General features: G+C 61.2%; 16 protein-coding genes. 7 read left to right on the top strand and 9 right to left on the bottom strand.

The annotated features are described in order from the left end of the window. Positions 1-3 precede the first annotated feature (3 nt). A complete protein-coding gene (locus tag QO231_RS09225; RefSeq protein ID WP_316775368.1) occupies positions 4-1,419 on the top strand; it encodes a TolC family outer membrane protein in 1,416 nt (471 codons plus the stop codon). 205 nt (positions 1,420-1,624) lie between these two features. On the opposite strand, the gene QO231_RS09220 is transcribed toward QO231_RS09225, so the two are convergent. After that, a complete protein-coding gene (locus QO231_RS09220; protein ID WP_068332272.1) occupies positions 1,625-1,945 on the bottom strand; it encodes a DUF6280 family protein in 321 nt (106 codons plus the stop codon). A 218-nt stretch (positions 1,946-2,163) separates the two neighbouring features. Between QO231_RS09220 and efp the strand changes: the two genes are divergently transcribed. Beyond that, positions 2,164-2,727, top strand: coding sequence for an elongation factor P (gene efp / locus QO231_RS09215; protein ID WP_316775367.1), 564 nt, complete (start codon positions 2,164-2,166; stop codon positions 2,725-2,727). Between the two features lie 6 nt (positions 2,728-2,733). Here efp and QO231_RS09210 read toward each other — a convergent pair whose 3' ends face one another. Next, entirely contained in the window at positions 2,734-3,675 is a 942-nt protein-coding gene (locus tag QO231_RS09210) for an ABC transporter transmembrane domain-containing protein (protein ID WP_316775365.1), read from the bottom strand. An 80-nt stretch (positions 3,676-3,755) separates the two neighbouring features. Next, a complete protein-coding gene (gene ygfZ, locus QO231_RS09205; protein ID WP_316775363.1) occupies positions 3,756-4,490 on the bottom strand; it encodes a CAF17-like 4Fe-4S cluster assembly/insertion protein YgfZ in 735 nt (244 codons plus the stop codon). A 67-nt stretch (positions 4,491-4,557) separates the two neighbouring features. Between ygfZ and QO231_RS09200 the strand changes: the two genes are divergently transcribed. Beyond that, positions 4,558-5,241, top strand: a complete 684-nt coding sequence (locus QO231_RS09200) for a TIGR04283 family arsenosugar biosynthesis glycosyltransferase (protein WP_316775361.1) — start codon at positions 4,558-4,560, stop codon at positions 5,239-5,241. Between the two features lie 46 nt (positions 5,242-5,287). Here the strand turns inward: QO231_RS09200 and QO231_RS09195 are convergent, their stop codons facing one another. Beyond that, the gene (locus tag QO231_RS09195; protein ID WP_316775359.1) at positions 5,288-7,144 is read right to left on the bottom strand and encodes an ABC transporter ATP-binding protein; all 1,857 of its coding nucleotides are present in this window, start codon (positions 7,142-7,144) and stop codon (positions 5,288-5,290) included. 157 nt (positions 7,145-7,301) lie between these two features. On the opposite strand from QO231_RS09195, the gene QO231_RS09190 reads away from it, so the two are divergent. Further along, a complete protein-coding gene (locus tag QO231_RS09190; protein WP_316775358.1) occupies positions 7,302-8,513 on the top strand; it encodes a pyridoxal-phosphate-dependent aminotransferase family protein in 1,212 nt (403 codons plus the stop codon). A gap of 116 nt (positions 8,514-8,629) precedes the next feature. On the opposite strand, the gene QO231_RS09185 is transcribed toward QO231_RS09190, so the two are convergent. Together QO231_RS09185 and QO231_RS09180 are read right to left on the bottom strand one after the other, a co-directional pair. Continuing rightward, positions 8,630-9,736: a pyridoxal phosphate-dependent aminotransferase gene (locus tag QO231_RS09185; protein ID WP_316775357.1), complete on the bottom strand. Its 1,107-nt coding sequence runs from the start codon at positions 9,734-9,736 to the stop codon at positions 8,630-8,632. Between the two features lie 42 nt (positions 9,737-9,778). Next, a complete protein-coding gene (locus tag QO231_RS09180) occupies positions 9,779-10,186 on the bottom strand; it encodes a YbaN family protein (RefSeq protein WP_316775355.1) in 408 nt (135 codons plus the stop codon). A gap of 150 nt (positions 10,187-10,336) precedes the next feature. Between QO231_RS09180 and QO231_RS09175 the strand changes: the two genes are divergently transcribed. After that, entirely contained in the window at positions 10,337-11,119 is a 783-nt protein-coding gene (locus QO231_RS09175; protein WP_316775353.1) for a crotonase/enoyl-CoA hydratase family protein, read from the top strand. Between the two features lie 93 nt (positions 11,120-11,212). Here the strand turns inward: QO231_RS09175 and QO231_RS09170 are convergent, their stop codons facing one another. Then, a complete protein-coding gene (locus QO231_RS09170; protein WP_316775351.1) occupies positions 11,213-14,323 on the bottom strand; it encodes a valine--tRNA ligase in 3,111 nt (1,036 codons plus the stop codon). Between the two features lie 207 nt (positions 14,324-14,530). Between QO231_RS09170 and QO231_RS09165 the strand changes: the two genes are divergently transcribed. Further along, positions 14,531-16,831 (top strand): xanthine dehydrogenase family protein molybdopterin-binding subunit, encoded by a 2,301-nt coding sequence (locus QO231_RS09165; protein WP_316775349.1) that lies wholly within the window; start codon positions 14,531-14,533, stop codon positions 16,829-16,831. Next, the gene (locus QO231_RS09160; protein ID WP_316775347.1) at positions 16,806-17,885 is read left to right on the top strand and encodes a DUF2235 domain-containing protein; all 1,080 of its coding nucleotides are present in this window, start codon (positions 16,806-16,808) and stop codon (positions 17,883-17,885) included. Before QO231_RS09165 ends, QO231_RS09160 begins: the two co-directional genes overlap by 26 nt. 7 nt (positions 17,886-17,892) lie before the next feature. On the opposite strand, the gene QO231_RS09155 is transcribed toward QO231_RS09160, so the two are convergent. Then, a complete protein-coding gene (locus QO231_RS09155; RefSeq protein ID WP_316775470.1) occupies positions 17,893-18,378 on the bottom strand; it encodes a PaaI family thioesterase in 486 nt (161 codons plus the stop codon). Positions 18,379-18,437: 59 nt separating this feature from the next. After that, positions 18,438-19,304, bottom strand: coding sequence for a methylenetetrahydrofolate reductase [NAD(P)H] (metF, locus tag QO231_RS09150; protein ID WP_316775345.1), 867 nt, complete (start codon positions 19,302-19,304; stop codon positions 18,438-18,440). Positions 19,305-19,343 lie beyond the last annotated feature (39 nt).

The following is a 19,343-nucleotide window of genomic DNA, read 5'->3' as shown; positions in this document are numbered from 1 at the left end:
GAAATGAGCAGGACACCAAAATTTCGATGGGGCAAGGCCGCGGCACTTGCAATTGCGATTGGCAGTACGGTTCTGGCCGTCGGAAGCGTGCGGGCAGACAACCTCGCGGATGCCATGATAGGGGCCTACAACACCAGCGGCCTTCTTGAACAAAACCGGGCGTTGCTGCGTGCGGCAGATGAAGATGTGGCTTCGGCGGTCGCGACACTGCGGCCGGTACTGGATTTTGTCCTGTCGACCACGGTCCGCGAACCAAGACAGTGGAGCGGGGGAGCGCTCGGGCAGGGGACGTCACAGTTCACAGCAGCTTTTGAAGCGTCGTGGAGGTTGCTCGACAACGGTGTGCGGCGGCTGTCGGTCGCGGCAGCGAAAGAAGTCGTTCTGGCAACGCGGCAAACCCTGGTGTCCATTGAGCAGCGCATCCTGCTTCGTGCGGTTTCGGCACATATCGACGTGATCCTCCAGACTGAGAACGTGTCGCTCAGGCAGAACAACGTGCGGGTTCTGGGCGAGGAACTGCGCGCTGCGCAGGATCGGTTTGATGTTGGAGAGGTGACGCGGACCGACGTTGCCCTGGCTGAATCAAGGCTGGCGGCGGCCCGCAGCAATCTGGCAACGGCCCAGGGCCTGCTGGTGAACGCAAAGGCGGAATATGTAAACGCGGTCGGACGACGGCCCGGGCAGTTGGTAACGCCAACCAATTTGCCAAAACGTCCGCAGTCGGTCGAAGCGGCACAGGCCGTGTCAGTCCGTTATCATCCGGACATCCTGGCCGCGCAACGGCAGGTCGCCGCACAGGAGATCCTGGTGCAGGCCGCGACCAAGGCCCTTGGTCCGACGGTGAATGGAACCTTGGCTTTGGGTCTTCTCGAGGACTGGGACAGTTCAAGCGATGGATACGATGCCACGGTCGGGCTTAGCCTGCGGCAGCCGATTTACCGAGGTGGTGCATTGCAATCCGACATCCGTGCGGCAATGGCGGGTCGCGACGCCGCGCGCGGCAACCTCTTGTCGGTACAGCGTGACACGGTTCAGGGGGTGAACGACGCCTTTGTCCGGTTGGACGTCTCGCGCGCCAGCCTTGTCGCCACGGCCGAGCGTGTGCGGGCAGCACAGGTCGCCTTTGATGGCATTCGGGAAGAGGCCACCTTGGGTGCCCGGACCACGCTTGACGTGCTTGCCGCCGAGCAGGAGTTGCTGGATGCGCTGACGGCTCAAATCTCGGCAAGGGCAGAGGAGGTGATCGCATCTTACCAGCTATTGTCCAGCCAGGGTCTTTTGACGGCGGAGCGCCTGGGACTCGCAGTTCAGATCTACGATCCGACGATCTACTACAACCTGGCAAAGGATGCGCCTGCGCGTGTGTCCAAGCAGTCAAAGGATCTCGATCGTGTTCTCGAGGCCTTGGGAAAGCGGTAAAGAGCGCTGTGTCAGCGGATTGGCCATTCTTCGATGCGGCGGCTGTTTGGTCACTCTGCCAGGTAATCCGTGGCCCGTTTGCCGCCAGATGCCGTGGCGATCGCCTCGCAGGTGCTACAAAAGTACTCCAGCCGGAATACCAACAGTAAAAAAACGCGGGCAAAGGTGCCCGCGCTTTTTTTAGAGCAAAAGTGAGATCGTGCAATCAGGCAGCTTCGGCCTGTTGCGCAGCGTTGCGCCGCTCGCTTTCTTCGCGCGAAAGCGCAACAGATGTCCGCACGCCCCGACCCACAAATTCCATCAAGCCGGACACGACACGCTCGTTCGGGTCAATACCGGCACAGGACAGAACCTCGCGCCCGTCGCGCGAACGCGCCCAGCGTGCGATCTGCTCAGGTCCGTTGCCATATTTCTTGTCATCGGCTATGGCATCATCAAGTGCGGCCAGTACGACAGCCGCAAAAAGTTTACGTGCACGATTGCCTTGCTCGTTGTTAAAGGCAGTGCCGTCAACGAAATCTTTCATCTCGTTTCCTTTGTTATTCTTGCTCTTGCAATTTTTCGGCGCGACGTCCGTTATGACTGATCGAAATCGATTCGGATACCCCGAAATTGCATACCTTCTATGCGTCTACCGCATGGCATTCTGCATCTGCAGCACGAGATATCGTTGTCTTGCCAGCCTCACGCCCGCCATATATAGGTCCCTGAGCATTTCGATCAAGCACGTGCGAAGGTAAAGCCATGCCCAAAATCAACGGCAACGAAATCCGCCCCGGCAATGTGCTGGAGCACAACGGCGGCCTATGGGCCGCGGTCAAGGTAGACCATGTCAAGCCCGGAAAGGGTGGTGCATTCGCGCAGGTCGAACTGCGCAATCTGCGCAATGGCAGCAAACTGAACGAACGGTTCCGCAGTGCTGACAAGGTGGAAAAGGTCCGGTTGGAACAAAAAGACCAGCAGTTCCTCTACGAAAACGACGGGATGCTCGTCTTCATGGACACGACGACCTATGAACAGGTCGAGCTTCCTGCGGAGATCCTTGGAGACCGCCGCCCGTTCCTGCAGGACGGAATGACCGTTGTCGTTGAATTCCACGAGGCCGAGGCGCTGAGCGCGTCGTTGCCGCAAAAAGTGACCTGCAAGATTGTCGAGACCGAGCCTGTGGTCAAAGGCCAGACTGCCGCAAATTCATTCAAACCGGCGATCCTTGATAACGGGATCAAGGTCATGGTGCCGCCCTTCGTCGGACAGGACGAGATGATCGTGGTGAATACCGAAACCATGGAATACACAGAACGCGCCTGAGCGCGCTCAGCCTGTCTTGCGGGGACTGTCCTGCGGAGCGTCCAGAAGTTCGCGCACCAGTTCGAACTTGACCCGCGCGGCACTGGCCTGCCGGTAGAATGCGATCAGAAACGATGTTGGCGCTTGCAGACGGCTCAGGCCCATGGTCGCGGCCACGACGGTGCCAACGTCGGTGCGGCCCTGTAGAACGAGCCACCCCCCCAGAACCAGCACCGCAACCGTGGCCACCGCGTTCAGGGCGCTGATCACGAACTTGGTCGACAGCTTCCAGATAAACATGCGCCGCCGGGTCTCGAAGATCGCGTCGAATTCCTCTTCAATTGTCGCTTCTGCCTCGCCGTCATCGTCGTCGTTGACGATCCGGTTGGTGGCGCGGCGCAATATTCTGACGCGTTTGGCCACGAATTCGTTCACCTTTCGCTGTGTTGCCAGGATGATGATGACCTGGGGGGTGATCATAGCCAGCGCGATGATACCCAGACCCGGTTGCGACGATGCGATATAGCCGACCACCGCAACCAGCGTTCCCAGTTGCACGACAGGGTCGGAAAAGGCCCCGCCGGTGAACTTTCCCAGCTCTTCGGCCTCTGCGGAGATCGTCGTCGTCAGGGTGCCTTTCGGGATCGTCTTGTCATTGGCATTGTCCGGCGCGGAGGAGTCCTTGTAGAGGCGTATGCGCAAGAGCCGGATGATGTCTTCACCCAGGGTGCCGGAGCGGTAGGAGACCAACCATTTCAGCGAGAGGCTGAGCAGGATGACACCCATCATCTCGGCGCACATCCTGAACAGCGCGGTGGCACTGATTTCTGCATTGGTCAGTTCGTTGATAATTTCCTTTTGATAACTCAACGGGACTGCGGACAATCCGGCCACAGCAAGCGCCAAGAGTATCAGAACAATCTGCCGGCGTCCGCTGACGCGCCAGATGACGGAATAAAGCTGGATCACGGGAGCGAGCCCTTGCGATGAGTGACAGGTTGAATTGAACGCTGGACGAACCGGCGGCGAAGCTCAAGCTGCGACGGTGATCAATCCAGCCAAAGAGTAGCGCCATCCGCTTTCATTCCGTCCGCTGCCCGGTCAAATCGCAGATAGGCGATCGCGTGATCGCCGGATTGCGTAAGCAGCGTGCCCACGGATCTGTCAGCGACGGTGATCGCGGTGCCAACAGGCGCAACGCCTTCTATCCGCACCCGCCGCAGGCCCTTGCGCAACTCGGTCTTGTGCCGCATGCGCGCGGTGACCTCTTGCCCGACATAGCACCCTTTGCGGAAATCGACGCCGTTCAGTGCGTCAAATCCCATCTCGAGAATGAATGTATCAGGTGTCAGCTCGATGCCGGTTTCAGGGATGCAATGAGCGACGCGGATGGCGTCCCAGTCGCTGCCATCGTCAGCCTGTGGATCGGTCGAATAGCGACGCCAGCCAAGAGCGGGATGGCGGGGATCGGCGACCGCGCCGGCCGGAGAGGTGCCGGTGCCGCGTTGCACACTCAGATCGCTATCGGAAATCGCGACATCGGCGCGGAGCTTGTACAGGATCAGCCGCTTTTTCAGGTCGTCCGCCAACATCTCTGCGACATCAAGCAGAACACCATCGCCGTGTCGCAGCAGGAAGAAGTCGGCGATGTACTTGCCTTGCGGCGTCAGGAGCGCGGCATAGACCAACCCGTCGTTCAGGCGCGCAATGTCGTTTGTGATCAATCCCTGCAGGAAGGGTTCGGTATCGCGGCCGGAGAGTTCGAGGATACGACGGGCGGACATGGCGGCCTCCTGGTTTTCATTCCCACGACATATAGGTATGCCTGCAGGAAAGAACAGGGAAAGTCCGATGCCCGCTGAAATCTCGATCATCATTCCGACATTGAACGCACAGGAGCATCTGCCTGCCTGTCTCGCCGCGCTGATGGAAGGGCTGTCAGCCGGGTTGATCCGCGAATTGATCGTGAGCGATGGCGGCAGCACCGATGCAACCTGTCGCATTGCCGATGCCGCAGGTGCGGTTATTGTCTCCGGTCCCGCGTCGCGCGGGGGGCAGCTGCGCCGGGGCATCGAACAAGCGCGCGGGCGCTGGTTGCTTGTTCTGCATGCGGATACGCAGCTTGAGCCGGGCTGGGCCGCCGCCGTCGGAGAGCACCTTCAGAACGGGCAGGGGGCCAGTGCCCATTTTCGCCTCGCGTTTCGGGCGCGCGGCCTGATGCCCGCCTGGTTCGCGGGTTGGGCAAATCTGCGATCCTATCTGTTCGGCTTGCCCTATGGCGATCAGGGACTGCTGGTGCAGCGCGCAGCCTACGATCGCGCGGGCGGGTATCCCGACCAGCCATTGATGGAAGATGTCGCGCTGATCCGGGCATTGTCCGGTCCGCTGGTCGCCCTTCCGACGCGCGCATTCACCAGTGCCGAGCGGTATGACCGGTCGGGGTGGTTGCGACGTGGTGCGACCAATCTCTGGACGCTGATCCGGTATTTTTCGGGTGCTGATCCAAAGGCGCTTGCCACCGCCTACCGCCGCTGAGCTTGCCGAAAGATCACCACCTGGGCGGCCAGGCAGACTGGGTTCGTCACCCGATCAGCCGCTGACCGACGCGCCGAAGCCAGGTGGGCCGGGGTTTGGCCGGGTTCGGGGCATGAGGTGCCAAGGCCGCCGCCCCCTGCGGATCGATCACGGTCTTACCGCCCTGGAATTGCAGATGATACAGATCGGCGTATATGCCACCGCGCTCCAGCAATTCAGTGTGGGTCCCGGCGTCAACGACCCTGCCGCGATCCATCACGATGATCTTGTCAGCGTTGATGATGGTCGAGAGCCGGTGGGCAATGACCAGCGACGTCCGCCCCCCCGCCAGTTTGTCGAGTGCTGACTGCACAACCTTTTCCGACTGGGCATCCAGCGCGCTGGTGGCCTCGTCCAGAAGCAGGATCGGCGTGTCGCGCAGCAGGGCGCGGGCGATTACGACACGCTGCCGCTGGCCGCCGGACAGGGCCGATCCGCGCGGGCCGACCCTCGTGTCCAGCCCGTCGGGCAGCTTTTCGAGAAAATCGGTGACATGTGCGGCGTCAAGGACCGGTTTCAGTTCCTCGTCGGTAACATCGGTGCGCCCGAGCAGGATGTTCTCGCGCAGGGATTCATCGAACAGGAGTGCATCCTGGCTGACGACCGAAAACAACTCGCGCAGTTCCGGCAGGCCCATGGTCCGGACATCCACACCGCCGACCTTGACGCTTCCCTCCTGGGGATCGACAAGTCGTGTCAACAGGTTGAAGATGGTGGACTTGCCCGCCCCGGATGCCCCGACCAGCGCGGTGGTCTTGCCGGAGTCCGCGTCAAGGCACAGCTCACGCAGCACTTTCGCCTTGCCATAGCTGAGCGATACGTTTTCAAGTTCCACATTCGGTAGACCGGTGGGAGCAGGAACCGGATTTTCGGGGGATGTCAGCATGATCGGCGCATCCATCAATTCCTTGAGGCGTTCAATCGAGGCGGCTGCTGCCTGCCAGGCGCCGCTCAGCCCGGCCAAACGGCGCATCGGGTCAAACGCCAGTCCGATCGCGGTGAAAAAGCTCATGAACTGGCCAACGGTCTTGTCGCCGGCGATGATTTCAGAGCCGCCATACAGAAGAACGCCCATGAACCCGATGCCGGCCATCATGTCGATCATTCCGGTAATCGCGGCGGTCCCGAACGTCGCGCGAATTTGTGACCGTCGAAACTTGTCAGTGTAGTCCGAATATCGTTTGACCTGATAGTTTTCGAGGCTGTTCAGCTTGATCGGCACGATGCCATGAAAGACCTCGTCCAGACGCGTGGACAATGTTGCCCCGAGATCCCGCGCCACCGCGGATTTCTTGCGCACATAGCGTTGCGCCACCCCGATTGGCAGAAACATGAGAGGGACGCCAACGAGCATGATCGCGGTCCAGGCCCAGTCAATGTTGATGGCAACACCCAAAAGCACGATCAGAGACACCGCATCTTTGCCGGCACCGGTTATGATGCCGCGCCAAACGATGTCGATGGCACCGACATCGCCCTGCACACGCTGTATCAGAAAACCGGGAGGGTGGTTCTGGTGAAAGGACGTGTCCTGCCTGATCATGCGTCTCAACAGATCGACCCTGAGATGCGCACCGGTAATCTGCGAGACATGGGCCAGCAACAATTTTTGCGTGACGCCGGCGAGCCCGCGGACGGTAAAAATCACCAGGAATGTGATGCTGACCCATTTGAGCGCGCCGCTGTTGCCAGCGACGAACACTTCGTCGAACATCGGTTGCATCATGTAGCTGATGGCACCGATCATTCCGCCTTCCACCAGCATGAACACCATTGCAACGGCCATCGTCCCGGTGTGTTGATGCAGGTAGCCGCGCCACAACCACCTCAGCAGTTCGCCTGAGGATTTGGGAGGTGTGCTCATAAGGTATTGATCCTGTTGAGATGCAAAGCCGGCTGCCATCGCTGAACGCGTTGGGGCCATTTAATCATCTGAGGGATTTGGCGCAACCCGTGTGATCGGCCAGATTGACCTCGCGCCCGCCGGATGTAGGGTGATGCCAATCTTGTAAGGGGGCGATATGTCCGATTCAATTTCCGTGGCGCAAGGGCGCGAATATCTCGCAATTCCGGGGCCCTCTGTGATTCCCGACAAGGTTTTGCAGGCCATGCACAGGGCGTCTCCGAACATCTACGAAGGCGAGTTGTCGGACATGACCGCCGGGATGATTCCGGAGCTCAAGCGGGTGGCACGTACGCGGCACAATGCCGCGATCTACATTTGCAATGGTCACGGGGCGTGGGAAGCGGCCCTGGCCAACGTGATTGTGCCCGGTGACAAGGTGCTGGTGCCGGCGACCGGGCGTTTCGGTCATGGCTGGGGCGAAGTGGCCAGTGCGCTTGGGGCGCAGGTGGACCTTCTCGAGTTCGGAAAATCCAGCCCGATGAACATGGACCGGATCAGCACGGAGCTGCGCGCGGATACCGCACATGCAATCAAGGCGGTGCTGGCAGTGCATGTGGATACCTCCAGTTCGGTGCGCAACGACATTGCGGCCCTGCGATCCGTTCTGGATGATGCGGGGCATCCGGCGCTCCTGATGGCAGATTGCATCGCCTCGCTGGGCTGTGACCGCTTCGAGATGGACAGCTGGGGTGTCGATGTGATGGTCACGGCCAGCCAGAAAGGGTTGATGGTGCCTCCGGGGCTGGGGTTCGTGTTCTTCAACGACAAGGCCGCCGCGAGGCACGCCGCGCTGCCTGTTGTCAGCCGCTATTGGGATTGGGAGCCGCGCGCCAATCCGCAGGAATTCTATCAGTATTTCGGTGGGACCGCGCCGACGCACCACCTTTTTGGCCTCCGTGCCGCGCTGGACATGATCCACGGCGAAGGGATCGACCATGTCTGGGCGCGCCACGAACGGCTTGCCGGTGCAATCTGGGCCGCTTGCGACGCCTGGGGGCAGGACAACGGTCCGTTGCGGATGAACATCGCGGACCCGGCGCATCGCAGCCACGCGGTGACGGCCTTGCGGCTGGAGACCGGCCAGGGCACCGCGCTACGCGAATGGCTCGCGCAGAACATGGGGCTGACACTTGGCATCGGTCTTGGCATGGCCGCACCGGACGACCCGGCCCGTCACGGCTTTTTCCGCCTCGGGCATATGGGACATGTGAACGGCCAGATGATCCTCGGATTGCTGGGGAGTCTTGAAACCGGGATGACGGCGCTCGGGATACGCCACGGGCGGGGGGCAATCGACGCCGCAGCAACCATCATCGCGGGCCGCTAGCGGCGCTTGGCGGCCAGCCGATCAATACCATGGTTCGAAATGACTCCTACAGACACCACCGGCCCCCACCTGCCCGGACGACATGCGCACGGACACCAGGGCTACGCTCAGCACGATCAGCGCCGCGCCGCGTCCAGGGCTTTGGGCAGGGCCGCCTCAAACGCATCCAGATCCGCGGCTGTGCCGCAACTCACACGGATGCATCTGTTTTGCGGGACCGAGAAGGGCATCCGCACAAAAATGCCAAGCGATATCAGGTTGTCCAGTACCGCCTTTGCAAAGGCTCCATCACTGTCACAATCAAGCGCGACAAAATTTGTCGCCGAAGGAACCGGCGTCAGGCCATGTGAACGTGCGATCTCTGCAATGCGGTCCCGCGCCGTTGCGATCTCGTCGCGCACATGATCGAGCCATTCGCTGTCGGCCAACGCCGCAAGCGCACCCGCCTGCGCGACCCGGTTCATGCCGAAATGATTGCGCACCTTGTTGAAGGCGGAAATCATTCCCGGCGCGCCGAGCCCGTATCCGACCCGCGCGCCGGCCATGCCGTAAACCTTGGAAAAGGTGCGCATGCGAATCAGCCGGGGATCATCTGGGTGAGCCTCGATTGCGGTGCCCTCGGGGGCACATTCGACATAGGCCTCGTCCAGCACCAGCAGGCAGCCCTCGGGCAGGGCATCCATCGCGGCGAGCAGGTCGGCGCCGCTGTGCCATGTGCCCATCGGATTGTCGGGGTTGGCCAGATAGACCAGCTTTGCATCCACTTCGGCGGCCTTGGCAAACAGCCGTGCCGGATCCTCGCGATCATCGAGATACGGAACCTTGTGCAGCACGCCGCCAAACCCGGTGACGTGATAGTTGAATGTCGGATAGGCCCCATCCGAGGTCACCACGGCATCTCCGGGTCCGACCAGCAACCGCACGAGATACCCCAGCAACCCGTCGATGCCTTCTCCCACCACGATATGATCGGGGGTGACGTCGTGATGGGCCGCCAATGCGTGGCGCAACTCGTGGTTTTCCGGGTCGCCATACATCCAGACGTCAGTCGTGGCGGTCTGCATCGCCTCGATCGCCCTCGGTGATGGGCCAAACACGTTCTCATTCGCGCCGAGCCGCGCGGCAAAGGTGCTGCCACGGTGTCGTTCCTGTGTTTCGGGGCCGACAAAGGGTACGGTGGCGGGCAGGGATTGTGCAAGCGGGGTATAGCGAGGGACTGTCATGCGCGCACTTAACCTGAGCCTGTGCAGCGTCGCAAGCGTGACCTATTGCGGACCGTCCGGGCGACTCAGAACATAGGCCGCCGCGCCGCCAAGACAGAGCGCCTGGACGATGAGTATCGGAAGGGCGACGCCGGCGATGACACTCACCAGGAAAACCCCGGCCATGATGGCACAGGACAACCGCTTGATCGGTCTGGCGATGGCCCCGTGCGCTTCCCAATCCGCGATCAGCGGGCCAAACACTGCATGGCTGACCAGCCACTGGCGCATGCGGGGCGAGCCATTTGAAAAGGCAAAGGCCGCCACCAGCACGAAGGGCGTCGTCGGCAGAACCGGTAGCACCACACCAATCAACCCCAGCAGCAAGGCCACGCTGCCCGCCACATTCCACGCCAGACGCACCAAGGCGCGGCGTTCCTGCTTGGGAATTTTTGGTGTCTCTTGTGTCACTGCGAGTGCTTTCCGAACCGGCGCGACCATGAAGCGCTCTGCCCCGGTTGTAAATGCAGCAGGCCGGGGTACCGGTTGTGCCCCCACGTTCATCTGGATCCGGGCAGCGGAATCGGGTGTGGTGTGGCGAACCCAAACCGGAGAGAGTTCATGGCACGCGTTTCAGTAGAATATCAGGATCACATTGCTCGGGTGACGTTGACCCGAGGTGACAAGATGAATGCGCTGGACGATGCGATGTTCCAGGCGATTGTCGCCGCTGGTCAGGAGGTTGCTGCCTCGGATGCGCGGGCCGTGGTGCTGTCGGGCGAAGGCAAGAGCTTCTGTGCCGGGCTGGATCTCGCCAGTTTCGCCAAGATGGGACAGGTCGATCCCGAGGAATGGCTCCTCGGGCGCAGCCACGGAGATACCAACCTCTTGCAGGAAATGTCGCTGGTCTGGCGGCGGGTGCCCGTGCCGGTCATCGCGGCCTTGCAGGGGGCGGTCTATGGTGGCGGTCTTCAACTGGCGCTTGGCGCCGATATCCGGATCGCGACGCCCGATGCCAAGCTGTCGTTGATGGAGATGAAATGGGGGCTGGTGCCCGATCTGGGTGGCATGATCACGTTGCCGCCCCTGGTTCGGTCGGACGTGTTGCGCCTTATGACATATACGGCACAGCCGATCCCGGCGGAGCAGGGAGAACGCTGGGGGCTGGTGACGCAACTGGCCGACGATCCGTTGGCGGCTGCGCTTGATCTTGCCAAGGATATCGCGGGCAGGAGCCCGTCCGCCATTCGGGCGGCAAAGCGGTTGATCGATGTGGCCGAGACCCAGGATCGGGCGGCTGTGCTGTTGCAGGAGAGCCGCGAATCCGCAGGTCTGATCGGCAAGCCCGACCAGATGGAAGTCATCGCGGCCAAGATGCAGGGGCGTGCGCCGACTTTCAAGTGATCCCCGGTCAGGGATCCGATCGAGGCAGATCGGATCCGAGGAACCACGTCGCCAAGGACATGATGACATGTCCTTGGCGGGTTCTAGAGATCATCAGGCCAGTTCGGCAAGCCGCGCCAGCGCTTCCTTGATCTTGCCCTCTTCCTCTTCACGTGCGGCCAGGTTGGCGCGGGTTTCCTCGACCACCTCTTCGGGCGCCGATCTGGCGAAATTCGGATTGTTGAGACGCCCGCGCAACCCAGCGAGTTCCTTGGCCAGCTTGCCAAGGGTCTTTTCAAGCCGCGCCTTTTCTTCGGCGATGTCGATGATCCCTTCCAGCGGCAGGCCAAAGCTCGCGCCTTCTGCCGGGATCGTCACGGTGCCTTTGGGCAAGGTTTCTGTCTCGCTCAAATCCTCGATCCGCGCGAGGCGTTTGATCAATGTCTCGTTGCGCTCCCACGCGGCGCGGCCACGCTCATCAATCGTGGTGACCAGCATCGGCACGTAAAGACCGGCGGGCACATGCATCTGTGCGCGGGCGGAGCGAACGCTCTCGATCAGCGATATCACCCAGTTCATCTCGTGATCGGCGTCGCTGTCGACCAACTCGCTGCCATAGGTCGGCCAATCCGCGATCATCAGCATCCTGGCACGGTCACCGGATGTGGCCCAAAGTTCCTCGGTGATGAACGGCATGATCGGATGCAGCAGGATCAGGCACTGATCCAGAACCCATTTCATCGTCGCGCGGGTTTCCTCGCGGGCCGGGTTGTCGTCTTGCAGCAGTGGTTTGGAGAATTCCACGTACCAGTCACACACCTTACCCCAGACAAACGCATAAAGCGCGCTTGCCGCGTCGTTGAACCGATAGTTCTCCAGCGCTTCGTCGACTTCGATGCGGACCTTTGCGGTTTCCCCGACGATCCATTTGTTCAGCGCCTGTTCGGTGGGTGGCAGGCCCTCGACTGTCCCTTCAAACACACCGTTCATCTCGGCAAAGCGCATGGCGTTCCAGAGCTTGGTGCCGAAATTGCGGTAGCCTTTGATCCGCTCCATATCGAGCTTGAGCACACCGCCAAGCGCCGCCATCGCCGCCGAAGAGAACCGCAGTGCATCGGCGCCGTATTCGTCGATCACCTCGAGCGGGTCGACCACGTTGCCGACCGATTTGCTCATCTTCTTGCCCTTGGCATCGCGCACGAGCCCATGCAGGTAGACGGTGTCGAACGGGATCTGTCCGACGATGGAGAGTTGCATCATCATCATCCGCGCCACCCAGAAGAACAGGATGTCGGTGCCGGTGATCAGATCGCTGGTGGGGAAATAGCGCGCCAGTTCGGGTGTGTCCTCGGGCCAGCCCAGCGTGCCTATGGGCCAGAGACCGGAGGAGAACCAGGTGTCGAGCACATCGGGGTCGCGCCAGACCGGATAGACCAGCTTTGTCGAATCCTGATCCACTGCGTATTGCGCCAGACTCTCGGCCAGCGTGTGAATGGCGGCATGCCGGTCGGCCACTTCGACAATGGCGGCGTGGTTGACCGGGATCGGCGTATTCGCAATTTCATCGCGAAACGCACTTTGCACGGCCGAAAAGTCTGCGGCGCAATGGGATACGGTGCCGGCATGCACCATGCCATCGCGCATCAGCAGCTTGTGCAGTTCGACATGATCCAGTTCACCGTCTTCGCCGATGGCCTGATCATAGCTCAGATCCAGCCCGTACCAGACGGGGATCTGATGGCCCCACCAAAGCTGGCGGCTGATGCACCACGGCTCGATGTTCTCCAGCCAGTGGAAATAGACCTTTTCCTCGCGTTCGGGCACGATTTTGACGTCGCCGTTGCGCACCGCGTCCAAAGCGGGGCCGACGATCTTGTCGGTGTCCACGAACCATTGATCGGTCAGCATCGGTTCGATGACTACCTTGGAGCGGTCCCCAAAAGGCTGCATGATCGGCTTGTTCTCGACAAATGGCTCGGTGACGACGATCTCCTCGCCGCTCTCGGGATCGGGTTTGGTGACGCTGTGCATCACCGCCAACCCTTCGGCGGTGATGTCGTCCACAACGCGTTTGCGCGCTTCGAACCGGTCCAGCCCGCGATATTCATCCGGCACCAGGTTCATCGCCGCGACCATCGCCTCTCCGAATTCCTGATCACCATTGGCAATGGCCTGCGCGATGGCGGCTTCTTCGGCATAGGGTTTGCCGTCACTGCGCATGGCACCTTTGGTGTCCATCAGCCCGTACATCGGAATATTGCCGCGCTTGGCGACCTGATAGTCGTTGAAGTCATGCGCACCGGTGATCTTGACCGCGCCGGACCCGAAATCGGGATCGGGATACTCATCGGTGATGATCGGGATCAGGCGGCGATGCTCTTTCGGTCCAACCGGAATTTCACAAAGTTTACCGATGATCGACGCGTATCGTTCATCCGATGGATGCACGGCAACAGCACCGTCGCCCAGCATGGTTTCAGGCCGTGTGGTCGCGATCGAAATATAATCGCGCTCTTCCTCAAGAACGATGTTTCCGTCCTCGTCCTTTTCCACGTAGGTATAGGTCGCGCCACCTGCCAGCGGGTACTTGAAGTGCCACATATGGCCGGCAACTTCGATGTTCTCGACCTCGAGATCGGAAATCGCGGTCTCGAAATGCGGATCCCAGTTGACCAGACGCTTGCCGCGATAGATCAGCCCCTTTTCATACATGTCGACAAAGACCTTGATCACCGCATCGTGGAAATTGCCGTCTTCGCCAGCCGGTGCGCCGGGGGCCCCTGACATGGTGAACGCATTGCGTGACCAGTCGAGCGAGGCCCCAAGGCGCATGAGCTGACCGATAATCGTACCACCGGATTTCTGTTTTTGTTCCCAGACCTTTGCGGCAAAATCTTCACGCGAAAAGTCGGTCCGGCGTTTGCCGTCCTTGGCGAGTTCGCGTTCGACAACCATCTGTGTGGCGATGCCAGCGTGGTCCTGTCCGGGTTGCCAGAGCGTGTCGAACCCGCGCATGCGGTGCCAGCGGACGAGGATGTCCTGAAGCGTGTTGTTGAAGGCGTGCCCCATGTGCAGGCTGCCGGTCACGTTGGGAGGCGGGATCATCACGCAATAGGTCTCGGCGCGCGTGGCGTTGGCACCTGCCTTGAAACAGCCCGCCTCGTCCCAGGCCCGATACAGGCGGTCTTCGGCTTCTGCCGCGTTGAAAGTCTTGTTCATCGCCATAACGCTGATCCCTTTTTCGTCGCGCATCATCTAGCGAAAGCGCAGCACAAGGGAAAGGCGCGACATCAGGATTTCTTGGCGAGCGGCCGAGTCTTCTGCGAGGTGAAGAGGATATCCCGGTGCCGGTCGCATCCTGGCGCAGCATGTGGCTGGACATTGCCCGAGTGACTTCTAGTCTCCGGTCGAGCAGAAGCAGAGGAACCACCAATGGAAAAGTTCGGCAAGAGCCAACCGGTCAGGCGGGTCGAGGACAGGCGGTTCTTGACGGGCACCGGACGCTACATCGCGGATGGTGTCGCCGCAACGGCACTGCAGTGCATTGTGGTGCGCAGCGAGGTTGCCCACGGACGGATATCTAACCTGGACGTGACCGAGGCCCGGCAGGCAACGGGCGTGCATCTGGTCGTGACAGCCGATGATCTGGCCGAAGCAGGGGTCGACAACGGGATCGAGGCCAATCTCGTGCAGAATCGGGACGGGTCCAAAGCTGCGGCGCCCGTTCGGCCTATTCTGGCGACGGACCGGGTGCGCTTTGTCGGGGAACCGATTGCGGTCGTGATTGCCGAAACCCTGCACGAAGCGCGCGATGCAGCGGAGGCGATCCTGCTCGATATTGACGATTTGCCGGTCAAGATGGATGTGCGCGCAGGGGGCGAAGCCTTGCACCCCGAGGCCCCCGACAACCGGGCGTTCGATTGGGGCATGGGGGATGAGGCCGCCACCAGCGCAGCGTTTGACAAGGCGGCACGGGTTGTCAGCCTGCAAGTCGATGACAACCGGATCATCACCAACTCGATGGAGCCGCGTGGATGTCTGGCCGATTGGGATGGCGCGCGCCTGCATTTCTCGTTCAGCGGTCAGGGCGTCTGGGGTATGAAGGACCGGCTTGCCACGACGCTCGGGCTGGAGGCCGGGGCGGTGCACGTGACGATCCCGGACGTGGGTGGCGCATTTGGCATGAAGGCGATGCCATACCCCGAGTATTTTGTTGTCGCGCACGCGGCGAGGGCCTTGGGGCGACCGGTTTGCTGGATGGCCGACCGGACCGAGTCGATGCTGAGCGACAACGCGGGGCGCGACCTGTCGACGTTGGCCGAACTCGCCTTTGACGCCGAGGGCAGGCTATCCGCCTATCGCATTCATTCGCGGGTCAACCTCGGGGCCTATAACAGCGTGATGGGACAGCCAATCCAGACCGAGCTTTTCTCGCGCGTGCTGATGGGGTGCTATGATGTGCAGACCGTGTGGATGCGGGTCGAGGGGTTTTACACCAACACCACGCAGGTTGATGCCTATCGCGGAGCGGGGCGGCCGGAAGCGATCTATGTGCTGGAGCGGACGATGGACCGTGCGGCGCGCGAACTGGGCATTGATCCGTGGGAGCTGCGGCGGCGAAATTTCATCCCGGGCAACCGGTTCCCCTACAAGAGCGCGACCGGCGAAACCTATGACGTCGGCGAATTTCACAAGGTTCTGGCGCGGGCCGCCGAGACCGCCGACCGCAAGGGTTTTGCCGCGCGCCGGTTTGCGGATGCCCAAAAGGGGCTGCTGCGCGGGCAGGGGCTGTGTTACTATATCGAAAGTATTCTGGGCGATCCTGCCGAAGGCGCACGCGTTGTGTTTGAGGAGGATGGCACCGTCAGTATCCATGTTGGCACCCAAAGCAACGGGCAGGGGCACGAGACTGTCTATGCTCAGTTCCTGGCGGATCAGACAGGCATTCCGCCGTCGATGATCCGCGTGATTCAGGGGGATTCCGACGTGATCCCGCAGGGCGGCGGCACTGGCGGTTCGCGCTCGGTCACCACGCAAACCAATGCGACGCTGGCGGTGGTGACACAGATGATCGCCGCGTTCACACCCTATCTGGCCGACAAGATGGGTGTCGACGAGGCCGATGTGATGTTTGACGACGAGACCTTTCGCGCGCCCGGATCGAACCAGACGCCGTCGCTGTTGGAGGTGGCCGATATGGCGCGGGCGGATGGCCGCACTGATCTGCTGGATCACGCCGCACGCGCAACGCTGCCGGCGCGCAGTTTTCCCAATGGCGCGCATGTGGCCGAAGTTGTCGTCGATCCCGAAACCGGGGCCGTGCGCGTTGATCGCTATACGGTGGTGGATGATTTCGGGAATCTCATAAATCCGCTGCTGGCCGAGGGGCAGGTGCATGGCGGGGTGGCGCAAGGGCTTGGTCAGGCGATCACCGAACATGTGGTTCATGACGCGGAGGGGCAGTTGCTCACTGCAAGTTTTATGGATTATGCCTTGCCCCGCGCGGGCGACCTGCCGATGATTGGATTCACCTCTGAACCCGTGCCATCGACCGCCAATCCGATGGGCATGAAGGGTTGCGGCGAGGCGGGCACCGTCGGATCGATGGCCGCCGTTGCCAATGCCGTTCAGGATGCGTTGTGGGATCGTGGGGTGAGGCAGGCGGATATGCCGTTCACACCGATGAGAGTTTGGGACCTGTTGCAGAATGATCCTGTCGCGGCTGAGAAATAAGCTTTTCGGATGGCTTGGGCGACCACTACGGTCCGAGCATTCTGCCGAGGTCAAACCGCGCGGGCCGCTGACCCATGTGATCATTCTGGACGGCACATTATCGTCGCTGGAGCCGGGCTTTGAAACCCATGCGGGCATGACCTATCGGCTCTGCCGCGAGATGGGATCGCAAGTGTCGGTCTTCTACGAGGCCGGTGTGCAGTGGAACAACTGGCGGGGCACCGTGGATGTGATGATGGGGCGCGGCATCAACCGCCAGATCCGCCGCGCCTATGGGTATCTCGCCTCGCGCTACCGTCCGGGCGACCGGATTTTCCTGTTCGGGTATTCCCGTGGTGCCTTTGCGGTGCGTTCGCTTGCCGGTGTCATCGATATGGTCGGGCTACTCCGGGCCGAGCATGCCACCGTTCGCAACATCCGCAATGCCTATCGACATTATCAATATTATCCGTTCAACCAGCAGGCGGACAAGTTCAAGCAGACCTTTTGTCATCCCGATGTCCCGATCGAGATGATCGGGGTCTGGGACACGGTCAAGGCGTTGGGGTTCAAACTGCCCCTGCTCTGGCGGAGTGCCGAGGATCAGCATGCGTTTCACAACCATCAACTTGGCAGCAGCATCCGCAATGGCTTTCAGGCGCTGGCGCTGGACGAAACCCGCCGCGCCTATGCGCCCGAGCTCTGGTTCAGTTCTCCGGACTTTCCGGGGCGGGTCGAGCAGGTCTGGTTTCGGGGGACACATGGAGACATCGGCGGGCATCTGAACGGGTATGAACCCGCGCGCCCGCTGGCCAACATCTCGTTGGTCTGGATGCTGGAGCATGCCGAAGGCTGTGACCTGCCATTGCCAGCGACGTGGCGGGCAAGGTTCTATACCGATCCGGACGCCCCGTCGCATGGGACATGGCGCGGGTGGGGCAAGATTTTCCTGCTGCGCTCTGCCCGCGTGGTCGGGCGCGACCCGTCCGAAAGCATCCATCACACGGTGCGCCCCGAAGCGCTGTTGCGCGGGCCGTCCGTGTTGCCAAGGCTTCGCCCGGACGGGGTGAAGTGAGGCGCTTCTAGCCGCGCGCCATGTTCATGATGATGCAAGTGGTAGAGCCGGTCGCATAGAGCTTGCCATCATCGATGCCCCGGATTTCACCATGGGCAACGCCGGTTGAGCGACCGGAATGATCAACCTCGCCAATGCATTCGATCTCCACGCCTAACGGGATCGTGCGCGTGATATTTATCTTGTATTCCAAGGTCGTATAGGCCGACCCTTTGGGAACCATGGTCATGACAGCACAAGCCATCGCGCTGTCCAGAAGGGTTCCGTACCAACCGCCATGCACGGTACCCATCGGGTTGGTGACGTTGAATTCCGGGGTGCCGCGAAACGCGACTCGTCCTGTTTCGACAGCGTGCAGCTTGTATCCCAACGTGCCGGAAATCGGCGGACCTGAGACCTTGCCCTCAAGGATACCCTGCATGAATTCGAGACCGGACATTGACAGTACGTCTGCCATCGATGGCAGGTCGGAGTGATCGGTTGCAAGCCTCATGCCCATCGCGGTTCTCCTGATTTCCCCAAGGGTATCAGCAGGACCGCGCTGGGCAATGGTTACGCGACGTTCTGAAGCTCTACTTTTGGTGTGACACCAAGCGCATGACAGACATCGCGGGTCAATTCCGGACGGTTCAGCGTGTAGAAATGCAGCTTGTCCACGCCACCGTCGATGAGATCGCTGCACAGTTCGGTGCAGAGCGCGGTTGCCAGCAACTCCTCGCGGTCGTCACGCAGCGCCTTTTCGAACGCTTCCTCGACCCAGACCGGGATGGATGCGCCACAGCGACGGGCAAAGTTGCGCGCGCCTTTCCAGTTCTCGATTGGAAGGATGCCCGGCGTGATCGGGGCGTCGATTCCGGCGGCGACACAGGCATCGCGGAAGCGGAAAAAGGTCTCGGCCTCAAAGAAGAACTGGGTCAGGGCCTCGTTTGCACCGGCGTCGATCTTGGCCTTGAGCCAGTCGATATCTGCCTGAAAATCAACGGCTTCTGGATGCTTGTCGGGATAGGCACCGACACGAATGTTGAATTTCCCGGTCCCGGCAAGGGACTCGATCAGCTCGACCGAGTTGGCAAACCCGTCCTCGTGGGCGACAAACGCGCCGCTGCCCTTTGGCGGGTCGCCGCGCAGGGCGACGATGTCTGTGACGCCCGCTTCGGCAAAACCGTCGGCGATGGCGAGTGTTTCGGCGCGTGTGGCGTTCACGCAGGTCAAATGCGCCGCCACGTTCAGCCCCGAGGATTTGTGCAGCGTTGCAACCGCATCACGGGTCAGGTCACGTGTCGTTCCGCCAGCGCCATAGGTGACCGATACAAAACGGGGGTCCAGCGGCGCGAGCGTCTGCACGGTATCCCAGAGACGGAACGACCCCTCAAGGTTTTGCGGCGGGAAGAACTCGAAAGAAATGGCGGGAACGGTCATGGCGGAATCCTCTGATTTCGTCCCTTGTGACATGGTGCG

It is taken from the genome of Sedimentitalea todarodis (assembly GCF_032595355.1).
Classification (GTDB): Bacteria; Pseudomonadota; Alphaproteobacteria; order Rhodobacterales; family Rhodobacteraceae; genus Sedimentitalea; species Sedimentitalea todarodis.
This window is presented reverse-complemented; position numbering and strand designations above follow the sequence as displayed.

What these genes read in the sequence shown, in the direction of transcription:
- QO231_RS09225 (WP_316775368.1), top strand. Translation starts at nt 4, where the DNA reads ATGAGCAGGACACCAAAATTTCGATGGGGCAAGGCCGCGGCACTTGCA.
- QO231_RS09220 (WP_068332272.1), bottom strand. Translation starts at nt 1,945, where the DNA reads ATGAAAGATTTCGTTGACGGCACTGCCTTTAACAACGAGCAAGGCAAT.
- efp (WP_316775367.1), top strand. Translation starts at nt 2,164, where the DNA reads ATGCCCAAAATCAACGGCAACGAAATCCGCCCCGGCAATGTGCTGGAG.
- ygfZ (WP_316775363.1), bottom strand. Translation starts at nt 4,490, where the DNA reads ATGTCCGCCCGTCGTATCCTCGAACTCTCCGGCCGCGATACCGAACCC.
- QO231_RS09200 (WP_316775361.1), top strand. Translation starts at nt 4,558, where the DNA reads ATGCCCGCTGAAATCTCGATCATCATTCCGACATTGAACGCACAGGAG.
- QO231_RS09195 (WP_316775359.1), bottom strand. Translation starts at nt 7,144, where the DNA reads ATGAGCACACCTCCCAAATCCTCAGGCGAACTGCTGAGGTGGTTGTGG.
- QO231_RS09190 (WP_316775358.1), top strand. Translation starts at nt 7,302, where the DNA reads ATGTCCGATTCAATTTCCGTGGCGCAAGGGCGCGAATATCTCGCAATT.
- QO231_RS09185 (WP_316775357.1), bottom strand. Translation starts at nt 9,736, where the DNA reads ATGACAGTCCCTCGCTATACCCCGCTTGCACAATCCCTGCCCGCCACC.
- QO231_RS09175 (WP_316775353.1), top strand. Translation starts at nt 10,337, where the DNA reads ATGGCACGCGTTTCAGTAGAATATCAGGATCACATTGCTCGGGTGACG.
- QO231_RS09170 (WP_316775351.1), bottom strand. Translation starts at nt 14,323, where the DNA reads ATGGCGATGAACAAGACTTTCAACGCGGCAGAAGCCGAAGACCGCCTG.
- QO231_RS09165 (WP_316775349.1), top strand. Translation starts at nt 14,531, where the DNA reads ATGGAAAAGTTCGGCAAGAGCCAACCGGTCAGGCGGGTCGAGGACAGG.
- QO231_RS09160 (WP_316775347.1), top strand. Translation starts at nt 16,806, where the DNA reads ATGATCCTGTCGCGGCTGAGAAATAAGCTTTTCGGATGGCTTGGGCGA.
- QO231_RS09155 (WP_316775470.1), bottom strand. Translation starts at nt 18,378, where the DNA reads ATGAGGCTTGCAACCGATCACTCCGACCTGCCATCGATGGCAGACGTA.
- metF (WP_316775345.1), bottom strand. Translation starts at nt 19,304, where the DNA reads ATGACCGTTCCCGCCATTTCTTTCGAGTTCTTCCCGCCGCAAAACCTT.